The organism is Spiroplasma endosymbiont of Zeiraphera isertana, from assembly GCF_964030805.1.
GTDB lineage: Bacteria > Bacillota_I > Bacilli_A > Mycoplasmatales > VBWQ01 > Spiroplasma_E.
The window spans coordinates 1384812-1406192 of sequence record NZ_OZ034965.1; the positions used below are offsets into that span (position 1 = coordinate 1384812).

The following is a 21381-nucleotide window of genomic DNA, read 5'->3' on the forward strand; positions in this document are numbered from 1 at the left end:
TGCAAAACTAAGGTAATTCAAAATTATATATTCCTGCTATTAAATTAAATCTTAATGCAAATCTTCGTATTTTATTGCGATATTTTAAACTTAAAATTTTAAAACGTTTTAGTTTAGCAAATACGTGTTCAATTTTAATTCTAATTTTACTTAAAGTTTTATTGTATTCTTTTTGCATTGGTGTTAATTGATTGTATTTACTTTTTTTAAATGGCAAAAATAGACTTGGTGCAAAACCTTTAATTTTAACAATTTAACGATTATTATTAATATTAAAGGTGATAGTTATTATGTTGAAAAAATATAAAGATGATCAAGAATTTTATAGTTTAGTCGGCATAAAGCCACAAACATTTTATAAAATGCTTGAAATTTTAAAAATTGCTGAGTCTAAACAAAAATATTATGGTGGTAGAAAAAATAAAATTGTAATTGAAGAGCGTTTATTAATGACTTTAGAATATTGAAAAGACTATAGTAGTTATAGAGTTATTGCAAAAAGATATAATATTAGTCATACTAGTTGCATTCGTAATATTTTTTTAATTGAAAATATTTTAATAAAAAGCGGAATTTTTAATTTACCCAAAAAAAAAGATTTAACAAAAAATAAAGGTACTAATAATAATTTGTTAGCTATTGATGATACTGAAACTCCAATTGAAAGAATTAAAAAAGGAAATTATCCCCACATGTACTAGTGTGGAGGAAAAAATGAATTGAAATGAATTCAATAGCATATTTCAAACTGAAAACGATTGTTTGAAATATATAGCGAAGTTGAAAATAATGAAATGCATCGGGTGTGCTTCTTCTAGTTTGAATACTTCTGATTTGAGAAGAATACGATGTTTGAACTGTAACCAAACATTTAGTATTCTTTATGGAACCATTTTTTATAAGTCACAGACCCAAATGACATCTTGGTTTTATCTCATCTTTAGATGAATAAACACAAAGCATGGCATACCAGCAACCGATGTTGCAAGGGAATTGGGTGTGACCTATAAAACAGCTTGAAGAATGTGTCATGAAATCAGGACTAGAATTGGCAATCAAGATGCAGGTTTCATTGTTGATGGCACAGCACAGATGGATGAAATGTATCTTTCACATTTAGGTTTTAAAAAACAAGGAAGATCCTTGTTGAATAAAACTTTGATTGTTGGAGTTTATGAGAAAACCAGCAACAAACTAATTGTGAAGGTGCTGAAAAATGCAGATGAAAAAAACCTTTTAAGATTTGCATTGAAACACATTTTTACTGAGTGCTGTCTATTTACGGATTCTTGGAAGGGATATGTAAGTTTCAAAAACTTCTATCCCAAACATGAAATCGTAAATCATGAAGTTGGGTATGTGTCACCAACAGGTGTAAACACAAACCGGATTGAATCAGCATGAAAGCACATCCGACGAACTTTCCGAACACACATAAGAGTTTCAAAGAACAATATTCATTTATATGCAAAAGAATCAGCGTATAAATTCAATAACATACCTAGTTTTGAAACTGTAATTTTGTGTTTGATTTAAATACATGCGGGGATAATTTCCTAGGTAGGCTTTTATCTCCGTTTATGTGATAAAATTTAAAAATAGTACATAAAGGGATAAAAGCCTTAAAAAAAACTAAAATTACTTTTTTCAGGTAAAAAGAAACATCATTAGACTTGGTGCAAAACTAAGGTAATTCAAAATTATATATTCCTGCTATTAAATTAAATCTTAATGCAAATCTTCGTATTTTATTGCGATATTTTAAACTTAAAATTTTAAAACGTTTTAGTTTAGCAAATACGTGTTCAATTTTAATTCTAATTTTACTTAAAGTTTTATTGTATTCTTTTTGAATTGGTGTTAATTGATTGTATTTACTTTTTTTAAATGGCAAAAATGTATTTTTATGAATATTTTGTATACCTTGATAACCTGAATCAACAAAAACTTTTTTTCTGGATGAATAAAAGTTTTAGATTTTAGAAGCAATTTAAAATCATGAATGCTTCCAAAACAAAAAGCAGTTGAAATAATTTTTCCATTGGAAATATCAATAATTATTTGGGATTTGAGAGAATGATGTTTCTTTTTACCTGAAAAAAGTAATTTTAGTTTTTTTTAATTCTTTCAATTGGAGTTTCAGTAGCATCAATAGCTAACAAATTATTATTAGTACCTTTATTTTTTGTTAAATCTTTTTTTCCAGGTAAATTAAAAATTCCGCTTTTTATTAAAATATTTTCAATTCAAAAAATATTACGAATGCAACTAGTATGACTAATATTATATCTTTTTGCAATAACTCTATAACTACTATAGTCTTTTCAATATTCTAAAGTCATTAATAAACGCTCTTCAATTACAATTTTATTTTTTCTACCACCATAATATTTTTGTTTAGACTCAGCAATTTTTAAAATTTCAAGCATTTTATAAAATGTTTGTGGCTTTATGCCGACTAAACTATAAAATTCTTGATCATCTTTATATTTTTTCAACATAATAACTATCACCTTTAATATTAATAATAATCGTTAAATTGTTAAAATTAAAGGTTTTGCACCAAGTCTATTCTCTCAAATCCCAAATAATTATTGATATTTCCAATGGAAAAATTATTTCAACTGCTTTTTGTTTTGGAAGCATTCATGATTTTAAATTGCTTCTAAAATCTAAAACTTTTATTCATCCAGAAAAACAAGTTTTTGTTGATTCGGGTTATCAAGGTATACAAAATATTCATAAAAATAAATTTTTGCCATTTAAAAAAAGTAAATACAATCAATTAACACCAATTCAAAAAGAATACAATAAAACTTTAAGTAAAATTAGAATTAAAATTGAACACGTATTTGCTAAACTAAAACGTTTTAAAATTTTAAGTTTAAAATATCGCAATAAAATACGAAGATTTGCATTAAGATTTAATTTAATAGCAGGAATATATAATTTTGAATTACCTTAGTTTTGCACCAAGTCTAATGAGTAAGAGTTTGTTTATTAGATGAAGAATCAGAATTACCTAAATATAAAAGAACTTGTCAGGATATCAAAAATAATGTTGTTGAACATTTTGCTGACGGAAAAAGATATGTTGATATTTTACATACTATGAAGCAAACAAAATTTAGTACAACAAGTATTAGTAGATTATTTCAAGAATATCAAGTTAATAAATTAGATGTTCCTAAAATAAAATTAGAACCAAATCAATTTATTTATATTAGTATTGATGATGGACATCGAAAATTTTGAAAATTTAAACGCAATTCTGGTAAATATTCAATGCGTTTGGTATTATTTTGTACAGATAATGTTAATCATAAATTAGTTAATAAAAGAGCAGATATAATAATAAGACCAACAAAAACAGCAATTGGTGTTAAAAAAACTGCTGAATTTATCAAAGAACAAGGAAATAGATTTTTTGAAAATTTTGACCAAGCAAAAATTATTATTTGTGGAGATAGTGCAGGATGAATTAAAGAAGTTGCTGATTATTTAGGTGCAAATTTTGTTTTAGATAAATTCCATTTAGTTAAAAAATTATATGTTAGAATAATCGCTGGAAATAAACGAAAATATTGATATGAATATAAGATTTGTAGAAATTTTATTGAAAATGGTCAATATGATGAGTTAATAAAATATATGAATGAAATATTAAAAAACCATAAAAAATTAAAAAAACAATATTTATTTTAAAAATAATAAACAAGTTATTGAAAATCAAGGTGCAAAGTGGAATATAGGTTGTTTTACAGAAGGTAATATTTGACATATTTTAAAAGAAATGCTTGGTAATAGAACTTATAACATAAATATTTATATTAAAATGGTTATTTTTAAATGTAATAAAATAAATTTAAAAACATAACTTAATTAATTTTTTTATTAAAATTTTAAAAACTTATTAAATTTTAATTTAATAAGAATTTTTGTTGTGTATAAATATTAATTTTATTTTTCATTTTTTTAATATTTGTATTTTAATTGTAATTCATTTAATTTAGTAGTAAGATGTATTTAAAATTGCATATAATTACAATTATTTCTTGTTTATAATTTTAAAGAAATGTTTAAAAAGTAATTATATCATCCGTTTTTGTTACCGTCCCAAATTTTTTTAGTAAACTTTTTTGATTTACTTGTTGTAAGTTTTGTATTATTTACTACTGGTTTTAATTTATCAAAATTAACATTTTTAATATCATTATTTAGTTCTTGATTTTTACAAATTTTATATATTTTTCTTATTCTTTCATTTTTTAACATTGACTTTCTTGCTTTATAAATCTTAAATGCTATCTGATCCAATTACTCCACTAATTGCATAGGGCATAATTTTAATTAAATTTTCAATTCCTAAAAAAAATGAAGTAATACCGTTATAAAATGATTCAATATTATTACCAATATTATTAAAAAAAGTTTTTATATTATTACCAAAATCTTTAAAGGCGGTTTCAAAATTATGAACAAATGTTTGAAAACCTTCACTAATTTCATTACTCAGAGATTGAAACTCCTTACCTAGATCATTAAAAAAAAATCTACATCATTACTAACAATTTGAAAACCTTCAGTAATTTCATTACCCAGAGATTGAAACTCCTTACCTAGATCATTAAAGACATTACTTGCATTATTGCTAAAAGATTGAAAATTAGTATTGAAATCTTTTGTAAATACTTCAAATTCTGAACTTATATTATCACCAAAATTATTAAAGAAAGTTTCAGTATCATTTCCAAAAGACTGAAACTGTGAACCTAAATCATTAAACAAGTCTTCGATAGGATCAAAATGCATAAGTAATCCTCCTTTAAACTATATCTGATTTTATTATTTGTTTCATTAATGTATATGATATTACATAGAAATAAGAGGTTTTTGGTTTTCTTGTTTATCAGCAACAGGTTTTGAAGATGGACTTATAGACATTAAATTAGCAGCATTTATTACATCTTGAGAAACAGGATTACCGTTATTTAAAGTAGCAAAAGTCATAGGAACAGTAGATAATGTGTTTGCTAATTCTTTTGTAAGAATATCATCGACTGAATTATTTTGAATACTCAATTCTTTTAATTGTTGTTCTTGCTTTTGAAATTTTGCATCTAATTTCATGTTTCGTAATAAAAGTTCTCTCTTTTTTATTGCTTCTTCTTTTAATAGACTTGGTGCAAAACTAAGGTAATTCAAAATTATATATTCCTGTTATTAAATTAAATCTTAATGCAAATCTTCGTATTTTATTGCGATATTTTAAACTTAAAATTTTAAAACGTTTTAGTTTAGCAAATACGTGTTCAATTTTAATTCTAATTTTACTTAAAGTTTTATTGTATTCTTTTTGAATTGGTGTTAATTGATTGTATTTACTTTTTTTAAATGGCAAAAATGTATTTTTATGAATATTTTGTATACCTTGATAACCTGAATCAACAAAAACTTGTTTTTCTGGATGAATAAAAGTTTTAGATTTTAGAAGCAATTTAAAATCATGAATGCTTCCAAAACAAAAAGCAGTTGAAATAATTTTTCCATTGGAAATATCAATAATTATTTGGGATTTGAGAGAATGATGTTTCTTTTTACCTGAAAAAAGTAATTTTAGTTTTTTTTAAGGCTTTTATCCCTTTATGTACTATTTTTAAATTTTATCACATAAATGGAGATAAAAGCCTACCTAGGAAATTATCCCCGCATGTATTTAAATCAAACACAAAATTACAGTTTCAAAACTAGGTATGTTATTGAATTTATATGCTGATTCTTTTGCATATAAATGAATATTGTGCTTTGAAACTCTTATGTGTGTTCGGAAAGTTCGTCGGATGTGCTTTCATGCTGATTCAATCTGGTTTGTGTTTACACCTGTTGGTGACACATACCCAACTTCATGATTTACGATTTCATGTTTGGGATAGAAGTTTTTGAAACTTACATATCCCTTCCAAGAATCCGTAAATAGACAGCACTCAGTAAAAATGTGTTTCAATGCAAATCTTAAAAGGTTTTTTTTCATCTGCATTTTTCAGCACCTTCACAATTAGTTTGTTGCTGGTTTTCTCATAAACTCCAACAATCAAAGTTTTATTCAACAAGGATCTTCCTTGTTTTTTAAAACCTAAATGTGAAAGATACATTTAATCCATCTGTGCTGTGCCATCAACAATGAAACCTGCATCTTGATTTCCAATTCTAGTCCTGATTTCATGACACATTCTTCAAGCTGTTTTATAGGTCACACCCAATTCCCTTGCAACATCGGTTGCTGGTATGCCACGCTTTGTGTTTATTCATCTAAAGATGAGATAAAACCAAGATGTCATTTGGGTCTGTGACTTATAAAAAATGGTTCCATAAAGAATACTAAATGTTTGGTTACAGTTCAAACATCGTATTCTTCTCAAATCAGAAGTATTCAAACTAGAAGAAGCACACCTGATGCATTTCATTATTTTCAACTTCGCTATATATTTCAAACAATCGTTTTCAGTTTGAAATATGCTATTGAATTCATTTCAATTCATTTTTTCCTCCACACTAGTACATGTGGGGATAATTTCCTTTTTTAATTCTTTCAATTGGAGTTTCAGTATCATCAATAGCTAACAAATTATTATTAGTACCTTTATTTTTTGTTAAATCTTTTTTTCAAGGTAAATTAAAAATTCCGCTTTTTATTAAAATATTTTCAATTCAAAAAATATTACGAATGCAACTAGTATGACTAATATTATATCTTTTTGCAATAACTCTATAACTACTATAGTCTTTTCAATATTCTAAAGTCATTAATAAACGCTCTTCAATTACAATTTTATTTTTTCTACCACCATAATATTTTTGTTTAGACTCAGCAATTTTTAAAATTTCAAACATTTTATAAAATGTTTGTGGCTTTATGCCGACTAAACTATAAAATTCTTGATCATCTTTATATTTTTTCAACATAATAACTATCACCTTTAATATTAATAATAATCGTTAAATTTTTAAAATTAAAGGTTTTGCACCAAGTCTATTATAGAACTAACACAATTTAATTTTTATATAAGTGTCCTTTTTAATTTTATAATTAAAGAAGAAATAAAATTAAAGTTAAAAAATAGTAATAGTTTTTTATATAAATCAAATTTACAAGCAAATATATAAGTTTAATATATTTATAAAGTATCTTTAAAAACATCTCTAATAAAATATTAGAGATGTTTTATGAATAAACAAAATTATAAAAAATTAAAATTATTTATAATTTTACTATTAAATTTTCAATAAGTATTACAATTATTTTAAAAAAAGAACTAACTTAAAATTAGTTATTTTAAATTAGATTATTTATTTTTATATATTCCATCAGTGGTTGTTGCATAAATAGTAAAATTATTAGAATTATAAATCAATTCATTAATTGAATTAAGTTTATTTTCATAGAATAAAGTGAAGTTTTTTTCTTGATAACTTTTTCATATATTACCATCTTTATCACCAACTAAAACCCCTGTTCCAAAAATTATTACTGTTGTATTTATTGTTTCTAAAGTTTGCTTATATGGTAAAAAATTAGCAATAGTAATACGTTTATAATAAACTTGTTTACTCTTGTTAGTAACCAAGATTGTTTCTTTATTATCAACAGCAATACTTGTAATACCACCATCTTTTATTTGCTCAACTAAATTAAAAGGATTACCCCCAATACTTTTAAAAATCATTCCTTCTGTATTACCAGCATAAATTAAACCATTTTTAGTTGTTTTTAAAACTGTAATGTTACCTATTGCTCCATCTATTTTTTTTAATTCAGTTGTTGGACTTGAATTAGTATATACCCCTTGATTTGTTCCTATATAAATATTATTTTCTTTGTCAAAAGTCATTGCTAATAATTGATGTGAACTTAAAGTATATTTTTCAGCAAGTTGATCATTTTTAAGAATATAAACTTTTAATTCATTATTTTTTTCATTAGACTTGGTGCAAAACTAAGGTAATTCAAAATTATATATTCCTGCTATTAAATTAAATCTTAATGCAAATCTTCGTATTTTATTGCGATATTTTAAACTTAAAATTTTAAAACGTTTTAGTTTAGCAAATACGTGTTCAATTTTAATTCTAATTTTACTTAAAGTTTTATTGTATTCTTTTTGAATTGGTGTTAATTGATTGTATTTACTTTTTTTAAATGGCAAAAATAGACTTGGTGCAAAACCTTTAATTTTAAAAATTTAACGATTATTATTAATATTAAAGGTGATAGTTATTATGTTGAAAAAATATAAAGATGATCAAGAATTTTATAGTTTAGTCGGCATAAAGACACAAACATTTTATAAAATGCTTGAAATTTTAAAAATTGCTGAGTCTAAACAAAATATTATGGTGGTAGAAAAAATAAAATTGTAATTGAAGAGCGTTTATTAATGACTTTAGAATATTGAAAAGACTATAGTAGTTATAGAGTTATTGCAAAAAGATCTAATATTAGTCATACTAGTTGCATTCGTAATATTTTTTTAATTGAAAATATTTTAATAAAAAGCGGAATTTTTAATTTACCCGAAAAAAAAGATTTAACAAAAAATAAAGGTACTAATAATAATTTGTTAGCTATTGATGATACTGAAACTCCAATTGAAAGAATTAAAAAAGGAAATTATCCCCACATGTACTAGTGTGGAGGAAAAAATGAATTGAAATGAATTCAATAGCATATTTCAAACTGAAAACGATTGTTTGAAATATATAGCGAAGTTGAAAATAATGAAATGCATCGGGTGTGCTTCTTCTAGTTTGAATACTTCTGATTTGAGAAGAATACGATTTTTGAACTGTAACCAAACATTTAGTATTCTTTATGGAACCATTTTTTATAAGTCACAGACCCAAATGACATCTTGGTTTTATCTCATCTTTAGATGAATAAACACAAAGCATGGCATACCAGCAACCGATGTTGCAAGGGAATTGGGTGTGACCTATAAAACAGCTTGAAGAATGTGTCATGAAATCAGGACTAGAATTGGCAATCAAGATGCAGGTTTCATTGTTGATGGCACAGCACAGATGGATGAAATGTATATTTCACATTTAGGTTTTAAAAAACAAGGAAGATCCTTGTTGAATAAAACTTTGATTGTTGGAGTTTATGAGAAAACCAGCAACAAACTAATTGTGAAGGTGCTGAAAAATGCAGATGAAAAAAACCTTTTAAGATTTGCATTGAAACACATTTTTACTGAGTGCTGTCTATTTACGGATTCTTGGAAGGGATATGTAAGTTTCAAAAACTTCTATCCCAAACATGAAATCGTAAATCATGAAGTTGGGTATGTGTCACCAACAGGTGTAAACACAAACCAGATTGAATCAGCATGAAAGCACATCCGACGAACTTTCCGAACACACATAAGAGTTTCAAAGCACAATATTCATTTATATGCAAAAGAATCAGCATATAAATTCAATAACATACCTAGTTTTGAAACTGTAATTTTGTGTTTGATTTAAATACATGCGGGGATAATTTCCTAGGTAGGCTTTTATCTCCGTTTATGTGATAAAATTTAAAAATAGTACATAAAGGGATAAAAGCCTTAAAAAAAACTAAAATTACTTTTTTCAGGTAAAAAGAAACATCATTCTCTCAAATCCCAAATAATTATTGATATTTCCAATGGAAAAATTATTTCAACTGCTTTTTGTTTTGGAAGCATTCATGATTTTAAATTGCTTCTAAAATCTAAAACTTTTATTCATCCAGAAAAACAAGTTTTTGTTGATTCAGGTTATCAAGGTATACAAAATATTCATAAAAATACATTTTTGCCATTTAACAAAAGTAAATACAATCAATTAACACCAATTCAAAAAGAATACAATAAAACTTTAAGTAAAATTAGAATTAAAATTGAACACGTATTTGCTAAACTAAAACGTTTTAAAATTTTAAGTTTAAAATATCGCAATAAAATACGAAGATTTGCATTAAGATTTAATTTAATAGCAGGAATATATAATTTTGAATTACCTTAGTTTTGCACCAAGTCTAATGAGTAAGAGTTTGTTTATTAGATGAAGAATTAGAATTACCTAAATATAAAAGAACTTGTCAGGATATCAAAAATAATGTTGTTGAACATTTTGCTGACGGAAAAAGATATGTTGATATTTTACATACTATGAAGCAAACAAAATTTAGTACAACAAGTATTAGTAGATTATTTCAAGAATATCAAGTTAATAAATTAGATGTTCCTAAAATAAAATTAGAACCAAATCAATTTATTTATATTAGTATTGATGATGGACATCGAAAATTTTGAAAATTTAAACGCAATTCTGGTAAATATTCAATGCGTTTGGTATTATTTTGTACAGATAATGTTAATCATAAATTAGTTAATAAAAGAGCAGATATAATAATAAGACCAACAAAAACAGCAATTGGTGTTAAAAAAACTGCTGAATTTATCAAAGAACAAGGAAATAGATTTTTTGAAAATTTTGACCAAGCAAAAATTATTATTTGTGGAGATAGTGCAGGATGAATTAAAGAAGTTGCTGATTATTTAGGTGCAAATTTTGTTTTAGATAAATTCCATTTAGTTAAAAAATTATATGTTAGAATAATCGCTGGAAATAAACGAAAATATTGATATGAATATAAGATTTGTAGAAATTTTATTGAAAATGGTCAATATGATGAGTTAATAAAATATATGAATGAAATATTAAAAAACCATAAAAAATTAAAAAAACAATATTTATTTTAAAAATAATAAACAAGGTATTGAAAATCAAGGTGCAAAGTGGAATATAGGTTGTTTTACAGAAGGTAATATTTGACATATTTTAAAAGAAATGCTTGGTAATAGAACTTATAACATAAATATGTATATTAAAATGGTTATTTTTAAATGTAATAAAATAAATTTAAAAACATAACTTAATTAATTTTTTTATTAAAATTTTAAAAACTTATTAAATTAAAATTTAATAAGAATTTTTGTTGTGTATAAATATTAATTTTATTTTTCATTTTTTTAATATTTGTATTTTAATTGTAATTCATTTAATTTAGTAGTAAGATGTATTTAAAATTGCATATAATTACAATTATTTCTTGTTTATAATTTTAAAGAAATGTTTAAAAAGTAATTATATCATCCGTTTTTGTTACCGTCCCAAATTTTTTTAGTAAACTTTTTTGATTTACTTGTTGTAAGTTTTGTATTATTTACTACTGGTTTTAATTTATCAAAATTAACATTTTTAATATCATTATTTAGTTCTTGATTTTTACAAATTTTATATATTTTTCTTATTCTTTCATTTTTTAACATTGACTTTCTTGCTTTATAAATCTTAAATGCTATCTGATCCAATTACTCCACTAATTGCATAGGGCATAATTTTAATTAAATTTTCAATTCCTAAAAAAAATGAAGTAATACCGTTATAAAATGATTCAATATTATTACCAATATTATTAAAAAAAGTTTTTATATTATTACCAAAATCTTTAAAGGCGGTTTCAAAATTATGAACAAATGTTTGAAAACCTTCACTAATTTCATTACTCAGAGATTGAAACTCCTTACCTAGATCATTAAAAAAAAATCTACATCATTACTAACAATTTGAAAACCTTCAGTAATTTCATTACCCAGAGATTGAAACTCCTTACCTAGATCATTAAAGACATTACTTGCATTATTGCTAAAAGATTGAAAATTAGTATTTAAATCTTTTGTAAATACTTCAAATTCTGAACTTATATTATCACCAAAATTATTAAAGAAAGTTTCAGTATCATTTCCAAAAGACTGAAACTGTGAACCTAAATCATTAAACAAGTCTTCGATAGGATCAAAATGCATAAGTAATCCTCCTTTAAACTATATCTGATTTTATTATTTGTTTCATTAATGTATATGATATTACATAGAAATAAGAGGTTTTTGGTTTTCTTGTTTATCAGCAACAGGTTTTGAAGATGGACTTATAGACATTAAATTAGCAGCATTTATTACATCTTGAGAAACAGGATTACCGTTATTTAAAGTAGCAAAAGTCATAGGAACAGTAGATAATGTGTTTGCTAATTCTTTTGTAAGAATATCATCGACTGAATTATTTTGAATACTCAATTCTTTTAATTGTTGTTCTTGCTTTTGAAATTTTGCATCTAATTTCATGTTTCGTAATAAAAGTTCTCTCTTTTTTATTGCTTCTTCTTTTAATAGACTTGGTGCAAAACTAAGGTAATTCAAAATTATATATTCCTGTTATTAAATTAAATCTTAATGCAAATCTTCGTATTTTATTGCGATATTTTAAACTTAAAATTTTAAAACGTTTTAGTTTAGCAAATACGTGTTCAATTTTAATTCTAATTTTACTTAAAGTTTTATTGTATTCTTTTTGAATTGGTGTTAATTGATTGTATTTACTTTTTTTAAATGGCAAAAATGTATTTTTATGAATATTTTGTATACCTTGATAACCTGAATCAACAAAAACTTGTTTTTCTGGATGAATAAAAGTTTTAGATTTTAGAAGCAATTTAAAATCATGAATGCTTCCAAAACAAAAAGCAGTTGAAATAATTTTTCCATTGGAAATATCAATAATTATTTGAGATTTGAGAGAATGATGTTTCTTTTTACCCGAAAAAAGTAATTTTAGTTTTTTTTAAGGCTTTTATCCCTTTATGTACTATTTTTAAATTTTATCACATAAATGGAGATAAAAGCCTACCTAGGAAATTATCCCCGCATGTATTTAAATCAAACACAAAATTACAGTTTCAAAACTAGGTATGTTATTGAATTTATATGCTGATTCTTTTGCATATAAATGAATATTGTGCTTTGAAACTCTTATGTGTGTTCGGAAAGTTCGTCGTATGTGCTTTCATGCTGATTCAATCTGGTTTGTGTTTACACCTGTTGGTGACACATACCCAACTTCATGATTTACGATTTCATGTTTGGGATAGAAGTTTTTGAAACTTACATATCCCTTCCAAGAATCCGTAAATAGACAGCACTCAGTAAAAATGTGTTTCAATGCAAATCTTAAAAGGTTTTTTTCATCTGCATTTTTCAGCACCTTCACAATTAGTTGGTTGCTGGTTTTCTCATAAACTCCAACAATCAAAGTTTTATTCAACAAGGATCTTCCTTGTTTTTTAAAACCTAAATGTGAAAGATACATTTCATCCATCTGTGCTGTGCCATCAACAATGAAAACTGCATCTTGATTTCCAATTCTAGTCCTGATTTCATGACACATTCTTCAATCTGTTTTATAGGTCACACCCAATTCCCTTGCAACATCGGTTGCTGGTATGCCATGCTTTGTGTTTATTCATCTAAAGATGAGATAAAACCAAGATGTCATTTGGGTCTGTGACTTATAAAAAATGGTTCCATAAAGAATACTAAATGTTTGGTTACAGTTCAAACATCGTATTCTTCTCAAATCAGAAGTATTCAAACTAGAAGAAGCACACCTGATGCATTTCATTATTTTCAACTTCGCTATATATTTCAAACAATCGTTTTCAGTTTGAAATATGCTATTGAATTCATTTCAATTCATTTTTTCCTCCACACTAGTACATGTGGGGATAATTTCCTTTTTTAATTCTTTCAATTGGAGTTTCAGTAGCATCAATAGCTAACAAATTATTATTAGTACCTTTATTTTTTGTTAAATCTTTTTTTCCAGGTAAATTAAAAATTCCGCTTTTTATTAAAATATTTTCAATTCAAAAAATATTACGAATGCAACTAGTATGACTAATATTATATCTTTTTGCAATAACTCTATAACTACTATAGTCTTTTCAATATTCTAAAGTCATTAATAAACGCTCTTCAATTACAATTTTATTTTTTCTACCACCATAATATTTTTGTTTAGACTCAGCAATTTTTAAAATTTCAAGCATTTTATAAAATGTTTGTGGCTTTATGCCGACTAAACTATAAAATTCTTGATCATCTTTATATTTTTTCAACATAATAAATATCACCTTTAATATTAATAATAATCGTTAAATTGTTAAAATTAAAGGTTTTGCACCAAGTCTATTATAAGTTCCAACATAAATTGTGCCATTAGGTGTTGTAATTAGTGATTTTATTTTATAATCATAATTAAGTAAATTTATTTCTTCAAAAGATTGACCATTGTCACTTTTATAAACAATACCTTCACTATTAACAGCATAAGTTTGTTCCTCCTTAAAAGTTAAACTATTAATTTCACCAGTAGTGCCTGTCATTTTGTTAAAGCTAATTTTAGAAACATTGTTTTTATTTAAAAAAGTAGTATTTTGATTGCTATTAATTATTTTATTATTTGATAATATCATCCCTAAACTTGTAACGGTGGTAATTAATAATAACAATTGTTTAAATTTCATTTTTATTTCCTCCTTTTTTTAAAAATTAAATTAAGATTTAGCAAAAATACATTATTTTTTGTATTTGTTTTTTGGTAAATCTTAATTTAAGTTTATATTTGCAAAAAATAATATACAATAAAAAAACTAAAAAAATGTGAATTACAATTACACTTTATCAAAATTATATATGTAATATGTATTGTTTGCCTTTATTTATATTGTGATTCTTAGTTAGTTATGGTATTCTATTATGGTATTCTATATTAAAAGATGGTCTTGTAAGTGAGGTGTTTGTTATGTTAAATTTAGATTTTGTTGGACCTCACGGCATTACTGATACTTATGGTGGATGGTTTCATGTTTATGCATTTGCTATTATGTCAGGTATTTTTGCTTCAATTATTGCTTCTTGAGTAAAATTTAAACGTTATCGTGTTCCTGCTGATTCTTTAGCATGATCAATAATATTTATTATTCCTGCTTCATTATTTGGTGCTAGTTTTCTTGGTAAGGATGATCCTGATAAGTCAATTAGTTTTTTTGAAAAATTTGCATTTTGAAAACCAGGGATGTCTATTCATGGTGGTGTTTTATTTGGCATTATTGCTGGTGCAATTATTTTTTACTTTGTTGGTCGTAAGTATAAAATATCATTATGAATATATGGCGATTTAATTATTCCTAATATTTTATTAGGGCAGATATTAGGACGTTGAGGTAATTTCTTTAATCATGAATTACTTGGTAACGTTGTAAGTTATGATTCATTATCATGATTACCTGCTTTTATTCGTGATAATTGTTTTAAATTAATTGGTGGACCAAGTGGTAATCCCGAAATGATTAATGGTGAAATTGTTTATCGTGCACCAATATTTCTTTATGAATCAATTGCTAATTTAGGTTTATGATTAGCGATTACATTTATTGTTCCAAATCTTGGTAAATGATTTGGTAAAAAGCCATGAAAAGTAGAGCCAGATAAGTTTCAATTTGATTTTAAAGATAATTTTAAATACCGAGGAAAAATAACTTTTAATCCAAAATATTGAAATAAAGTAAATCGCGATCCAAAGCATTTGACTTGAACTAAAATGTGAAATGAAGTTTACTATTATAATCAAGTACCAAAAAATGTAGTAAATAAAGCATTAGCAGAAGTCAAACCTTCTGGTAAGAAAATTAATGATTATATAAATAAAAGCAAAAAACTTTATGAAATAAATAATCCACATCATTATCGAATGATGCATGCAGGTGTTCAAATGGGACTTTACTTTTTTGGATGAAATTTAATTAGATTTATTTTAGAGTTACAGCGCCCACCAGAAGATTTATTTTTAATTAATCGTCCAATCCTTGATTATACAATTTTATTATTGATTACTTTCTTTGGTCTGTTTCTAGCAATATTTGCACAATTTGTTGCAGCAAAATATTTACGTAGCGAAGGATGAACATATGAAAAAGAATATTAATAATATTCTTTTTTATTATTAAAATAATTATTATAACAGAAAATAAGCTATTAAATAGATAATATTAATTAGATTTGGTGTTTTTGTTATAATATTTATATACTAATGTATGAGGTGAAATTAGTGTTAGCAGTAGTAAGTGATGATAGTAGTACTAATACCATTAAGTTTTTAGGTTTTGAGATTCCAATTACTACTTTTTTATATTCAATGGGTGGGTTAGCACTTTTGATTTTTCTGTTATTATTATCAATTTTATTAATAATGTATTTACGCAAAAGGATTTCTATTAAAAGATACTTAAGTTTAGAAGAAAAAGATTATCAATTTGAAGATAAAATTTTGGAAATTGAACATGAAATTGCCAAATTACAAAGAAAATTTTATTCAAGTAAACATATTTCTAAAAAGACAAAAAAATATTTTAACTAATTAAATGTAGGTGATGTATATGTCTAAAATAAAATTTAAATTATTTGATAAATTTTTTTCACAAAAAAATAGGTTATCAGATAAAGAAGGTTATCAAAAATCAACTAATAATAACACTTATTTTAGCAATGTTGTACCACCAATTAATAAAAATAAAGAAAATATTCATAATTCTGATTTTAATGAAAATGATTATAATGAAAAAAAATATGATGGTAAAAATATACAAGTTACTAGTTCTTATATAATACCTTTACAAGAAAAAAAGACAGTGCCGATCAATGAAAACTTTACTAAAGAAAAAGATATGTATTATGATCAACCACAAACATTTAATACTATGGAAATAGTTAGTTATAAAAATAGTTTTAAAATTCCAAAACCAATTAGCAGAGAAATTAAATCAGAGAAGCTAAAACAATTGATTTTGTTATTTATTGGTGTTATGACATTAATTATTGCTTCAACTTTTATTGGTTTATATTTTGGTATGATTAACATAAAAATTATTCCTCATCCTGTAATTACTATTCCATTAGCAATTATTGCTCTTACTATTATTTTGATTAATATTATTGAATTTGTGACATTAAGAAGAGAAGTGGATTTATATATTGAAAGAACACTAAAAGGATCGCTATTACCTCCTAATTTTATAATTAGAAATTATCGTAAAATTCATGCTAACTTGATAATTGTTAATTGAATAAGTATTAGTAGTTATATTGTTCTTGGTATTATTATTGGCATTATGTTTTTGATTAGTGGTCAGAAATTAACTTTTATTATTCAAAAATGAACAGTTAATGTTCCTGATATTATTAAAAATGCAATAACTTTAACAATTATTTTAGGTGTTATTTTCTTTATTCATATGATTAATATTGTTATTTTTAAATTTCGTAAACGTAATATTATAAGTTATTATGGCTATGAAATTATTAATCCACAAGAGTTAAATCAATACAAAAAAAAGATAAATAGAATATGTATGATTATTATTATTGGTTTTACTGCTTTAATATTTTTTGCAATTGTTATTCCCATATTTGTATTAAAAAGAAGAAAGAAAAAGTAGTTATTAAAAAATTAAGAAACATTATTTAATAAACTTAATTTATGAAAAAATATATTGATTATATTTTTTTGAAAGTTTATTATATAAACTATAAACTTAAAATAAATTTTTAACCTATTTTTATTTGAAATAATAGGTTTTATTAAAATTTATCTTGAAAATATAGACAAAGATAGTATATTAGACTTGGTGCAAAACTAAGGTAATTCCAAATTATATATTCCTGCTATTAAATTAAATCTTAATGCAAATCTTCGTATTTTATTGCGATATTTTAAACTTAAAATTTTAAAACGTTTTAGTTTAGCAAATACGTGTTCCATTTTAATTCTAATTTTACTTAAAGTTTTATTGTATTCTTTTTGAATTGGTGTTAATTGATTGTATTTACTTTTTTTAAATGGCAAAAATGTATTTTTATGAATATTTTGTATACCTTGATAACCTGAATCAACAAAAACTTGTTTTTCTGGATGAATAAAAGTTTTAGATTTTAGAAGCAATTTAAAATCATGAATGCTTCCAAAACAAAAAGCAGTTGAAATAATTTTTCCATTGGAAATATCAATAATTATTTGGGATTTGAGAGAATGATGTTTCTTTTTACCTGAAAAAAGTAATTTTAGTTTTTTTTAATTCTTTCAATTGGAGTTTCAGTAGCATCAATAGCTAACAAATTATTATTAGTACCTTTATTTTTTGTTAAATCTTTTTTTCCAGGTAAATTAAAAATTCCGCTTTTTATTAAAATATTTTCAATTCAAAAAATATTACGAATGCAACTAGTATGACTAATATTATATCTTTTTGCAATAACTCTATAACTACTATAGTCTTTTCAATATTCTAAAGTCATTAATAAACGCTCTTCAATTACAATTTTATTTTTTCTACCACCATAATATTTTTGTTTAGACTCAGCAATTTTTAAAATTTCAAGCATTTTATAAAATGTTTGTGGCTTTATGCCGACTAAACTATAAAATTCTTGATCATCTTTATATTTTTTCAACATAATAACTATCACCTTTAATATTAATAATAATCGTTAAATTGTTAAAATTAAAGGTTTTGCACCAAGTCTATTAAAAAAATCTTTAGAAATAAATTTAATAAAATCCTTTTGATATTGACTTGAGTACTATTGTCGACTATATGAATATTACTTGTGACTTAGAACATATTTTAAATTATACTAAAAATTGATTCAAATTTAATGTCAGATATTAATCAGAAATTAAATAACTAATTTTATTGTATATTTTAAACATTAGTTTAATATATATATATATATAATTAAAATTAAGAAAAAGTTATTAGAAAATTGAAAATAGAGATTTTATAAAAAATATATTTAATACATTACAACAAAAATTTATTTATATTAACAAAAATAGAGAAGAAATATAAACTAATTAAGTAATTTATGAGACTAAAATATTATAAAAATCACCAAAAAAGCAAAACCAATAGTAATCATACATATTCTATTTATCTTTTTTTTGTATTGATTTAACTCTTGTGGATTAATAATTTCATAGCCATAATAACTTATAATATTACGTTTACAAAATTTAAAAATAGTAATATTTTTTAGTAAAAAAGAAAAAAATATAATAGACTTGGTGCAAAACTAAGGTAATTTAAAATTATATATTCCTGCTATTAAATTAAATCTTAATGCAAATCTTCGTATTTTATTGCGATATTTTAAACTTAAAATTTTAAAACGTTTTAGTTTAGCAAATACGTGTTCAATTTTAATTCTAATTTTACTTAAAGTTTTATTGTATTCTTTTTGAATTGGTGTTAATTGATTGTATTTACTTTTTTTAAATGGCAAAAATGTATTTTTATGAATATTTTGTATACCTTGATAACTCTGGATGAATAAAAGTTTTAGATTTTAGAAGCAATTTAAAATCATGAATGCTTCCAAAACAAAAAGCAGTTGAAATAATTTTTCCATTGGAAATATCAATAATTATTTGGGATTTGAGAGAATGATGTTTCTTTTTACCTGAAAAAAGTAATTTTAGTTTTTTTTTAAGGCTTTTATCCCTTTATGTACTATTTTTAAATTTTATCACATAAATGGAGATAAAAGCCTACCTAGGAAATTATCCCTGCATGTATTTAAATCAAACACAAAATTACAGTTTCAAAACTAGGTATGTTATTGAATTTATATGCTGATTCTTTTGCATATAAATGAATATTGTGCTTTGAAACTCTTATGTGTGTTCGGAAAGTTCGTCGGATGTTCTTTCATGCTGATTCAATCTGGTTTGTGTTTACACCCGTTGGTGACACATACCCAACTTCATGATTTACGATTTCATGTTTGGGATAGAAGTTTTTTTTAATTTTCACAAAAAATCTTGATATTACTTTTAATTTTAAATTAAAAGTAATATTTTTATATCGGGGGTGATTTTTTGTGACTAATAATGAATTAATTGATGTTTTAAAAAACAAAAAAGATGAAGAATTTATAAAAATTATTAGACATTTTAAAAATAGAATTAAACAAATTGAGAAAAAAGAAAAATTAGATGCAATTGATAAAACATTTAAAGAAAAAGGAATTCAATGTCCAAATTGTAAATCTTATTGATGTGTAAAAAATGGTTTTAAGAATAATAAGCAAAAATATTTATGCAAAGATTGTAAAAGTAGCTTTGATGCTTTAAGAAATCATTTTTTACATTGAAGTCATTTATCTCATGAACAATGAGATTGAATAATTTGATTGTCATTGTTAGGTCAATCTGCTTATACTATTTCTCAATTTGCTAAAATTTCAAAAACATCAGCATGATTTAATCGTCAAAAATTTATGAAATCATCACAATTAGCAAAAACACAAAAACCATTCACAAAATTAAAAGGTAGAATTGAAATTGATGAAACTTTTATCAAAGAAATTCATAAAGGAAATTTCAAAAATCCAGATGATCCAAGAAAAAAATGAATTGAAGAAAATGCTAAAGATTTAAACTGTTGTATTGAAATGGCAATTGATGAAAATAAAAATAGGCTTTTCTCCCTTTATGTACTATTTTTAAATTTTATCACATAAATGCTGAGAAAAGCCTATCTACGGACTTCTCCCCACATTTTTAAATCAAACATAACATTACAGTTTCAAAACTAGGTATATTGTTGAATTTATATGCCGATTCTTTTGCGTATAAATGAACATGATGTTTTTCAACTTTGATATGTGTTTTAAATGTTCGTCTGATGTGCTTTCATGCCGATTCAATCTGGTTTATGTTTACACCAGTTTTTGAAACATAGCCATCTTGATGGTTAACTGTTTCATGCTTAGTGAAAACTGATTTAAAATGGCGATATCCTTTTCAAGAATCAGTATGTACATCACACTTTGAAGAAATGTGGTTTCTTGCAAATTGCAAAAGATTTTTTTGATTTGCATTTTTCAACACTTTCACAATTAAATTATTGGTTGTTTTTTCATAAATCCCAACAATCAAAGTTTTATTTTTTAAGGATCTTCCTTGTTTTTTAAAACCCATATGTGAAAGATACATTTCATCCATTTGCACTATGCCCTCAACAATGAATTGAGGTTCTTGTTTTGCAATTGCACTTCGGATTTTATGACCCATTCTTCAAGCAGTTTTCAAAGTTACTCCCAATTCTTTTGCAACATCAGTTGATGGAATTCCATGTTTGGTGTTTATTCATCTAAAGATGAGATAAAACCAAGATGTCAAAGGTGTTTGTGACTTGTAAAAAATGGTGTCATGAAGAATACTAAATGTTTGATGACATTTCAAACATCTTATTCTTCTTAAATCAGAAGTATTCAAATTTGTTCAAGAACACCTCATACATTTGTTTTCCTTCAAACTTGCTATATATTTCAAACAATCTTTTTCTGTTTGAAATATATTGTTGAACTCATTCAATTTCATTGTTTCCTCCACAAGTAC

The 21381-nt window shown here is 24.3% G+C and carries 39 protein-coding genes; 14 read left to right on the forward strand and 25 right to left on the reverse strand.

What is annotated here, in order from left to right:
- Positions 1-7: 7 nt before the first annotated feature.
- Positions 8-253, reverse strand: a complete 246-nt coding sequence (locus AAHM78_RS09780) for a transposase family protein (protein ID WP_425289803.1) — start codon at positions 251-253, stop codon at positions 8-10.
- Between the two features lie 37 nt (positions 254-290).
- Between AAHM78_RS09780 and AAHM78_RS09785 the strand changes: the two genes are divergently transcribed.
- Positions 291-701, forward strand: a complete 411-nt coding sequence (locus AAHM78_RS09785) for a transposase family protein (protein ID WP_342253015.1) — start codon at positions 291-293, stop codon at positions 699-701.
- A gap of 118 nt (positions 702-819) precedes the next feature.
- Positions 820-1536, forward strand: a complete 717-nt coding sequence (locus AAHM78_RS09790; protein ID WP_342253016.1) for an IS1595 family transposase — start codon at positions 820-822, stop codon at positions 1534-1536.
- 148 nt (positions 1537-1684) lie between these two features.
- Here AAHM78_RS09790 and AAHM78_RS09795 read toward each other — a convergent pair whose 3' ends face one another.
- The 3 genes from AAHM78_RS09795 to AAHM78_RS09805 all read right to left on the reverse strand — a co-directional run bounded on the left by AAHM78_RS09795 (position 1685) and on the right by AAHM78_RS09805 (position 2501).
- On the reverse strand, positions 1685-1894 hold the full coding sequence (locus AAHM78_RS09795; RefSeq protein WP_342252825.1) for a transposase family protein: 210 nt from the start codon (positions 1892-1894) through the stop codon (positions 1685-1687).
- Positions 1861-1989 (reverse strand): hypothetical protein, encoded by a 129-nt coding sequence (locus tag AAHM78_RS09800; RefSeq protein ID WP_342252839.1) that lies wholly within the window; start codon positions 1987-1989, stop codon positions 1861-1863. The genes AAHM78_RS09795 and AAHM78_RS09800 overlap by 34 nt, the downstream gene beginning before the upstream one ends.
- Before the next feature lie 119 nt (positions 1990-2108).
- Positions 2109-2501, reverse strand: a complete 393-nt coding sequence (locus AAHM78_RS09805; protein WP_342252835.1) for a transposase family protein — start codon at positions 2499-2501, stop codon at positions 2109-2111.
- 56 nt (positions 2502-2557) lie between these two features.
- Here AAHM78_RS09805 and AAHM78_RS09810 point away from each other — a divergent pair, with 56 nt between their 5' ends.
- Complete coding sequence (locus AAHM78_RS09810) at positions 2558-2965, forward strand: transposase family protein (RefSeq protein WP_342253017.1); 408 nt, start codon at positions 2558-2560, stop codon at positions 2963-2965.
- Positions 2966-3111: 146 nt separating this feature from the next.
- Positions 3112-3705, forward strand: coding sequence for a UPF0236 family transposase-like protein (locus tag AAHM78_RS09815; protein ID WP_342253018.1), 594 nt, complete (start codon positions 3112-3114; stop codon positions 3703-3705).
- A gap of 354 nt (positions 3706-4059) precedes the next feature.
- Here the strand turns inward: AAHM78_RS09815 and AAHM78_RS09820 are convergent, their stop codons facing one another.
- The 9 genes from AAHM78_RS09820 to AAHM78_RS09860 form a co-directional block, all read right to left on the reverse strand.
- The gene (locus AAHM78_RS09820; protein WP_342253019.1) at positions 4060-4275 is read right to left on the reverse strand and encodes a hypothetical protein; all 216 of its coding nucleotides are present in this window, start codon (positions 4273-4275) and stop codon (positions 4060-4062) included.
- Between the two features lie 258 nt (positions 4276-4533).
- Entirely contained in the window at positions 4534-4812 is a 279-nt protein-coding gene (locus AAHM78_RS09825; protein ID WP_342253020.1) for a hypothetical protein, read from the reverse strand.
- A gap of 60 nt (positions 4813-4872) precedes the next feature.
- On the reverse strand, positions 4873-5205 hold the full coding sequence (locus AAHM78_RS09830; protein ID WP_342253021.1) for a hypothetical protein: 333 nt from the start codon (positions 5203-5205) through the stop codon (positions 4873-4875).
- Complete coding sequence (locus tag AAHM78_RS09835; RefSeq protein ID WP_342254954.1) at positions 5192-5566, reverse strand: transposase family protein; 375 nt, start codon at positions 5564-5566, stop codon at positions 5192-5194. Before AAHM78_RS09835 ends, AAHM78_RS09830 begins: the two co-directional genes overlap by 14 nt.
- A 150-nt stretch (positions 5567-5716) precedes the next feature.
- Entirely contained in the window at positions 5717-6037 is a 321-nt protein-coding gene (locus AAHM78_RS09840) for a transposase (RefSeq protein WP_342253022.1), read from the reverse strand.
- 115 nt (positions 6038-6152) lie between these two features.
- Positions 6153-6434, reverse strand: a complete 282-nt coding sequence (locus AAHM78_RS09845) for a hypothetical protein (RefSeq protein ID WP_342253023.1) — start codon at positions 6432-6434, stop codon at positions 6153-6155.
- A 118-nt stretch (positions 6435-6552) separates the two neighbouring features.
- Positions 6553-6963, reverse strand: a complete 411-nt coding sequence (locus AAHM78_RS09850) for a transposase family protein (protein WP_342253024.1) — start codon at positions 6961-6963, stop codon at positions 6553-6555.
- A gap of 380 nt (positions 6964-7343) precedes the next feature.
- The gene (locus tag AAHM78_RS09855; protein ID WP_342253025.1) at positions 7344-7889 is read right to left on the reverse strand and encodes a hypothetical protein; all 546 of its coding nucleotides are present in this window, start codon (positions 7887-7889) and stop codon (positions 7344-7346) included.
- A 105-nt stretch (positions 7890-7994) separates the two neighbouring features.
- Positions 7995-8240, reverse strand: coding sequence for a transposase family protein (locus AAHM78_RS09860; protein ID WP_425289804.1), 246 nt, complete (start codon positions 8238-8240; stop codon positions 7995-7997).
- A 37-nt stretch (positions 8241-8277) separates the two neighbouring features.
- On the opposite strand from AAHM78_RS09860, the gene AAHM78_RS09865 reads away from it, so the two are divergent.
- The 5 genes from AAHM78_RS09865 (at position 8278) to AAHM78_RS09885 (ending at position 10787) form a co-directional block, all read left to right on the forward strand.
- Positions 8278-8418 (forward strand): hypothetical protein, encoded by a 141-nt coding sequence (locus AAHM78_RS09865; RefSeq protein ID WP_342252928.1) that lies wholly within the window; start codon positions 8278-8280, stop codon positions 8416-8418.
- Positions 8419-8435: 17 nt separating this feature from the next.
- Positions 8436-8687, forward strand: a complete 252-nt coding sequence (locus tag AAHM78_RS09870; RefSeq protein ID WP_342253026.1) for a hypothetical protein — start codon at positions 8436-8438, stop codon at positions 8685-8687.
- 118 nt (positions 8688-8805) lie between these two features.
- The gene (locus AAHM78_RS09875; protein WP_342253027.1) at positions 8806-9522 is read left to right on the forward strand and encodes an IS1595 family transposase; all 717 of its coding nucleotides are present in this window, start codon (positions 8806-8808) and stop codon (positions 9520-9522) included.
- 159 nt (positions 9523-9681) lie between these two features.
- On the forward strand, positions 9682-10047 hold the full coding sequence (locus AAHM78_RS09880) for a transposase family protein (protein ID WP_342255135.1): 366 nt from the start codon (positions 9682-9684) through the stop codon (positions 10045-10047).
- A 146-nt stretch (positions 10048-10193) separates the two neighbouring features.
- Positions 10194-10787: a UPF0236 family transposase-like protein gene (locus AAHM78_RS09885; protein WP_342253018.1), complete on the forward strand. Its 594-nt coding sequence runs from the start codon at positions 10194-10196 to the stop codon at positions 10785-10787.
- Between the two features lie 354 nt (positions 10788-11141).
- Here AAHM78_RS09885 and AAHM78_RS09890 read toward each other — a convergent pair whose 3' ends face one another.
- The 7 genes from AAHM78_RS09890 to AAHM78_RS09920 all read right to left on the reverse strand — a co-directional run bounded on the left by AAHM78_RS09890 (position 11142) and on the right by AAHM78_RS09920 (position 14449).
- The gene (locus tag AAHM78_RS09890; protein WP_342253019.1) at positions 11142-11357 is read right to left on the reverse strand and encodes a hypothetical protein; all 216 of its coding nucleotides are present in this window, start codon (positions 11355-11357) and stop codon (positions 11142-11144) included.
- A gap of 258 nt (positions 11358-11615) precedes the next feature.
- Complete coding sequence (locus tag AAHM78_RS09895; RefSeq protein ID WP_342253028.1) at positions 11616-11894, reverse strand: hypothetical protein; 279 nt, start codon at positions 11892-11894, stop codon at positions 11616-11618.
- Between the two features lie 60 nt (positions 11895-11954).
- Positions 11955-12287: a hypothetical protein gene (locus tag AAHM78_RS09900; protein ID WP_342253021.1), complete on the reverse strand. Its 333-nt coding sequence runs from the start codon at positions 12285-12287 to the stop codon at positions 11955-11957.
- The gene (locus tag AAHM78_RS09905; protein ID WP_342254954.1) at positions 12274-12648 is read right to left on the reverse strand and encodes a transposase family protein; all 375 of its coding nucleotides are present in this window, start codon (positions 12646-12648) and stop codon (positions 12274-12276) included. Before AAHM78_RS09905 ends, AAHM78_RS09900 begins: the two co-directional genes overlap by 14 nt.
- Before the next feature lie 150 nt (positions 12649-12798).
- Positions 12799-13515 carry an IS1595 family transposase gene (locus AAHM78_RS09910; protein WP_342253029.1) on the reverse strand — a complete coding sequence of 239 codons (717 nt, stop codon included), beginning with the start codon at positions 13513-13515 and terminating at the stop codon, positions 12799-12801.
- Between the two features lie 118 nt (positions 13516-13633).
- Positions 13634-14044, reverse strand: a complete 411-nt coding sequence (locus AAHM78_RS09915) for a transposase family protein (RefSeq protein ID WP_342253030.1) — start codon at positions 14042-14044, stop codon at positions 13634-13636.
- 33 nt (positions 14045-14077) lie between these two features.
- Positions 14078-14449, reverse strand: a complete 372-nt coding sequence (locus tag AAHM78_RS09920) for a hypothetical protein (RefSeq protein WP_342253031.1) — start codon at positions 14447-14449, stop codon at positions 14078-14080.
- 278 nt (positions 14450-14727) lie between these two features.
- Between AAHM78_RS09920 and AAHM78_RS09925 the strand changes: the two genes are divergently transcribed.
- The 3 genes from AAHM78_RS09925 (at position 14728) to AAHM78_RS09935 (ending at position 17419) form a co-directional block, all read left to right on the forward strand.
- A complete protein-coding gene (locus tag AAHM78_RS09925) occupies positions 14728-15909 on the forward strand; it encodes a prolipoprotein diacylglyceryl transferase (protein WP_342253032.1) in 1182 nt (393 codons plus the stop codon).
- Positions 15910-16032: 123 nt separating this feature from the next.
- Positions 16033-16341, forward strand: a complete 309-nt coding sequence (locus AAHM78_RS09930) for a hypothetical protein (RefSeq protein ID WP_342253033.1) — start codon at positions 16033-16035, stop codon at positions 16339-16341.
- A gap of 19 nt (positions 16342-16360) precedes the next feature.
- The gene (locus tag AAHM78_RS09935; protein ID WP_342253034.1) at positions 16361-17419 is read left to right on the forward strand and encodes an MSC_0882 family membrane protein; all 1059 of its coding nucleotides are present in this window, start codon (positions 16361-16363) and stop codon (positions 17417-17419) included.
- Positions 17420-17616: 197 nt separating this feature from the next.
- Here the strand turns inward: AAHM78_RS09935 and AAHM78_RS17040 are convergent, their stop codons facing one another.
- From AAHM78_RS17040 to AAHM78_RS09945, 3 genes are all read right to left on the reverse strand, one after another.
- On the reverse strand, positions 17617-17991 hold the full coding sequence (locus tag AAHM78_RS17040; protein WP_425289805.1) for a transposase family protein: 375 nt from the start codon (positions 17989-17991) through the stop codon (positions 17617-17619).
- Positions 17992-18041: 50 nt separating this feature from the next.
- Positions 18042-18434 (reverse strand): transposase family protein, encoded by a 393-nt coding sequence (locus AAHM78_RS17045; RefSeq protein ID WP_342252835.1) that lies wholly within the window; start codon positions 18432-18434, stop codon positions 18042-18044.
- 618 nt (positions 18435-19052) lie between these two features.
- Positions 19053-19262, reverse strand: coding sequence for a transposase family protein (locus AAHM78_RS09945; RefSeq protein ID WP_342253035.1), 210 nt, complete (start codon positions 19260-19262; stop codon positions 19053-19055).
- Positions 19263-19348: 86 nt separating this feature from the next.
- Between AAHM78_RS09945 and AAHM78_RS09950 the strand changes: the two genes are divergently transcribed.
- Positions 19349-19513 carry a hypothetical protein gene (locus tag AAHM78_RS09950; protein WP_342253036.1) on the forward strand — a complete coding sequence of 55 codons (165 nt, stop codon included), beginning with the start codon at positions 19349-19351 and terminating at the stop codon, positions 19511-19513.
- A 42-nt stretch (positions 19514-19555) separates the two neighbouring features.
- On the opposite strand, the gene AAHM78_RS09955 is transcribed toward AAHM78_RS09950, so the two are convergent.
- Positions 19556-19792, reverse strand: coding sequence for a transposase (locus AAHM78_RS09955; RefSeq protein WP_342253037.1), 237 nt, complete (start codon positions 19790-19792; stop codon positions 19556-19558).
- A gap of 67 nt (positions 19793-19859) precedes the next feature.
- On the opposite strand from AAHM78_RS09955, the gene AAHM78_RS09960 reads away from it, so the two are divergent.
- Entirely contained in the window at positions 19860-20501 is a 642-nt protein-coding gene (locus tag AAHM78_RS09960; protein WP_342253038.1) for an IS1/IS1595 family N-terminal zinc-binding domain-containing protein, read from the forward strand.
- A 40-nt stretch (positions 20502-20541) separates the two neighbouring features.
- On the opposite strand, the gene AAHM78_RS09965 is transcribed toward AAHM78_RS09960, so the two are convergent.
- On the reverse strand, positions 20542-21363 hold the full coding sequence (locus AAHM78_RS09965) for an IS1595 family transposase (protein ID WP_342252843.1): 822 nt from the start codon (positions 21361-21363) through the stop codon (positions 20542-20544).
- Between the last annotated feature and the right edge of the window lie 18 nt (positions 21364-21381).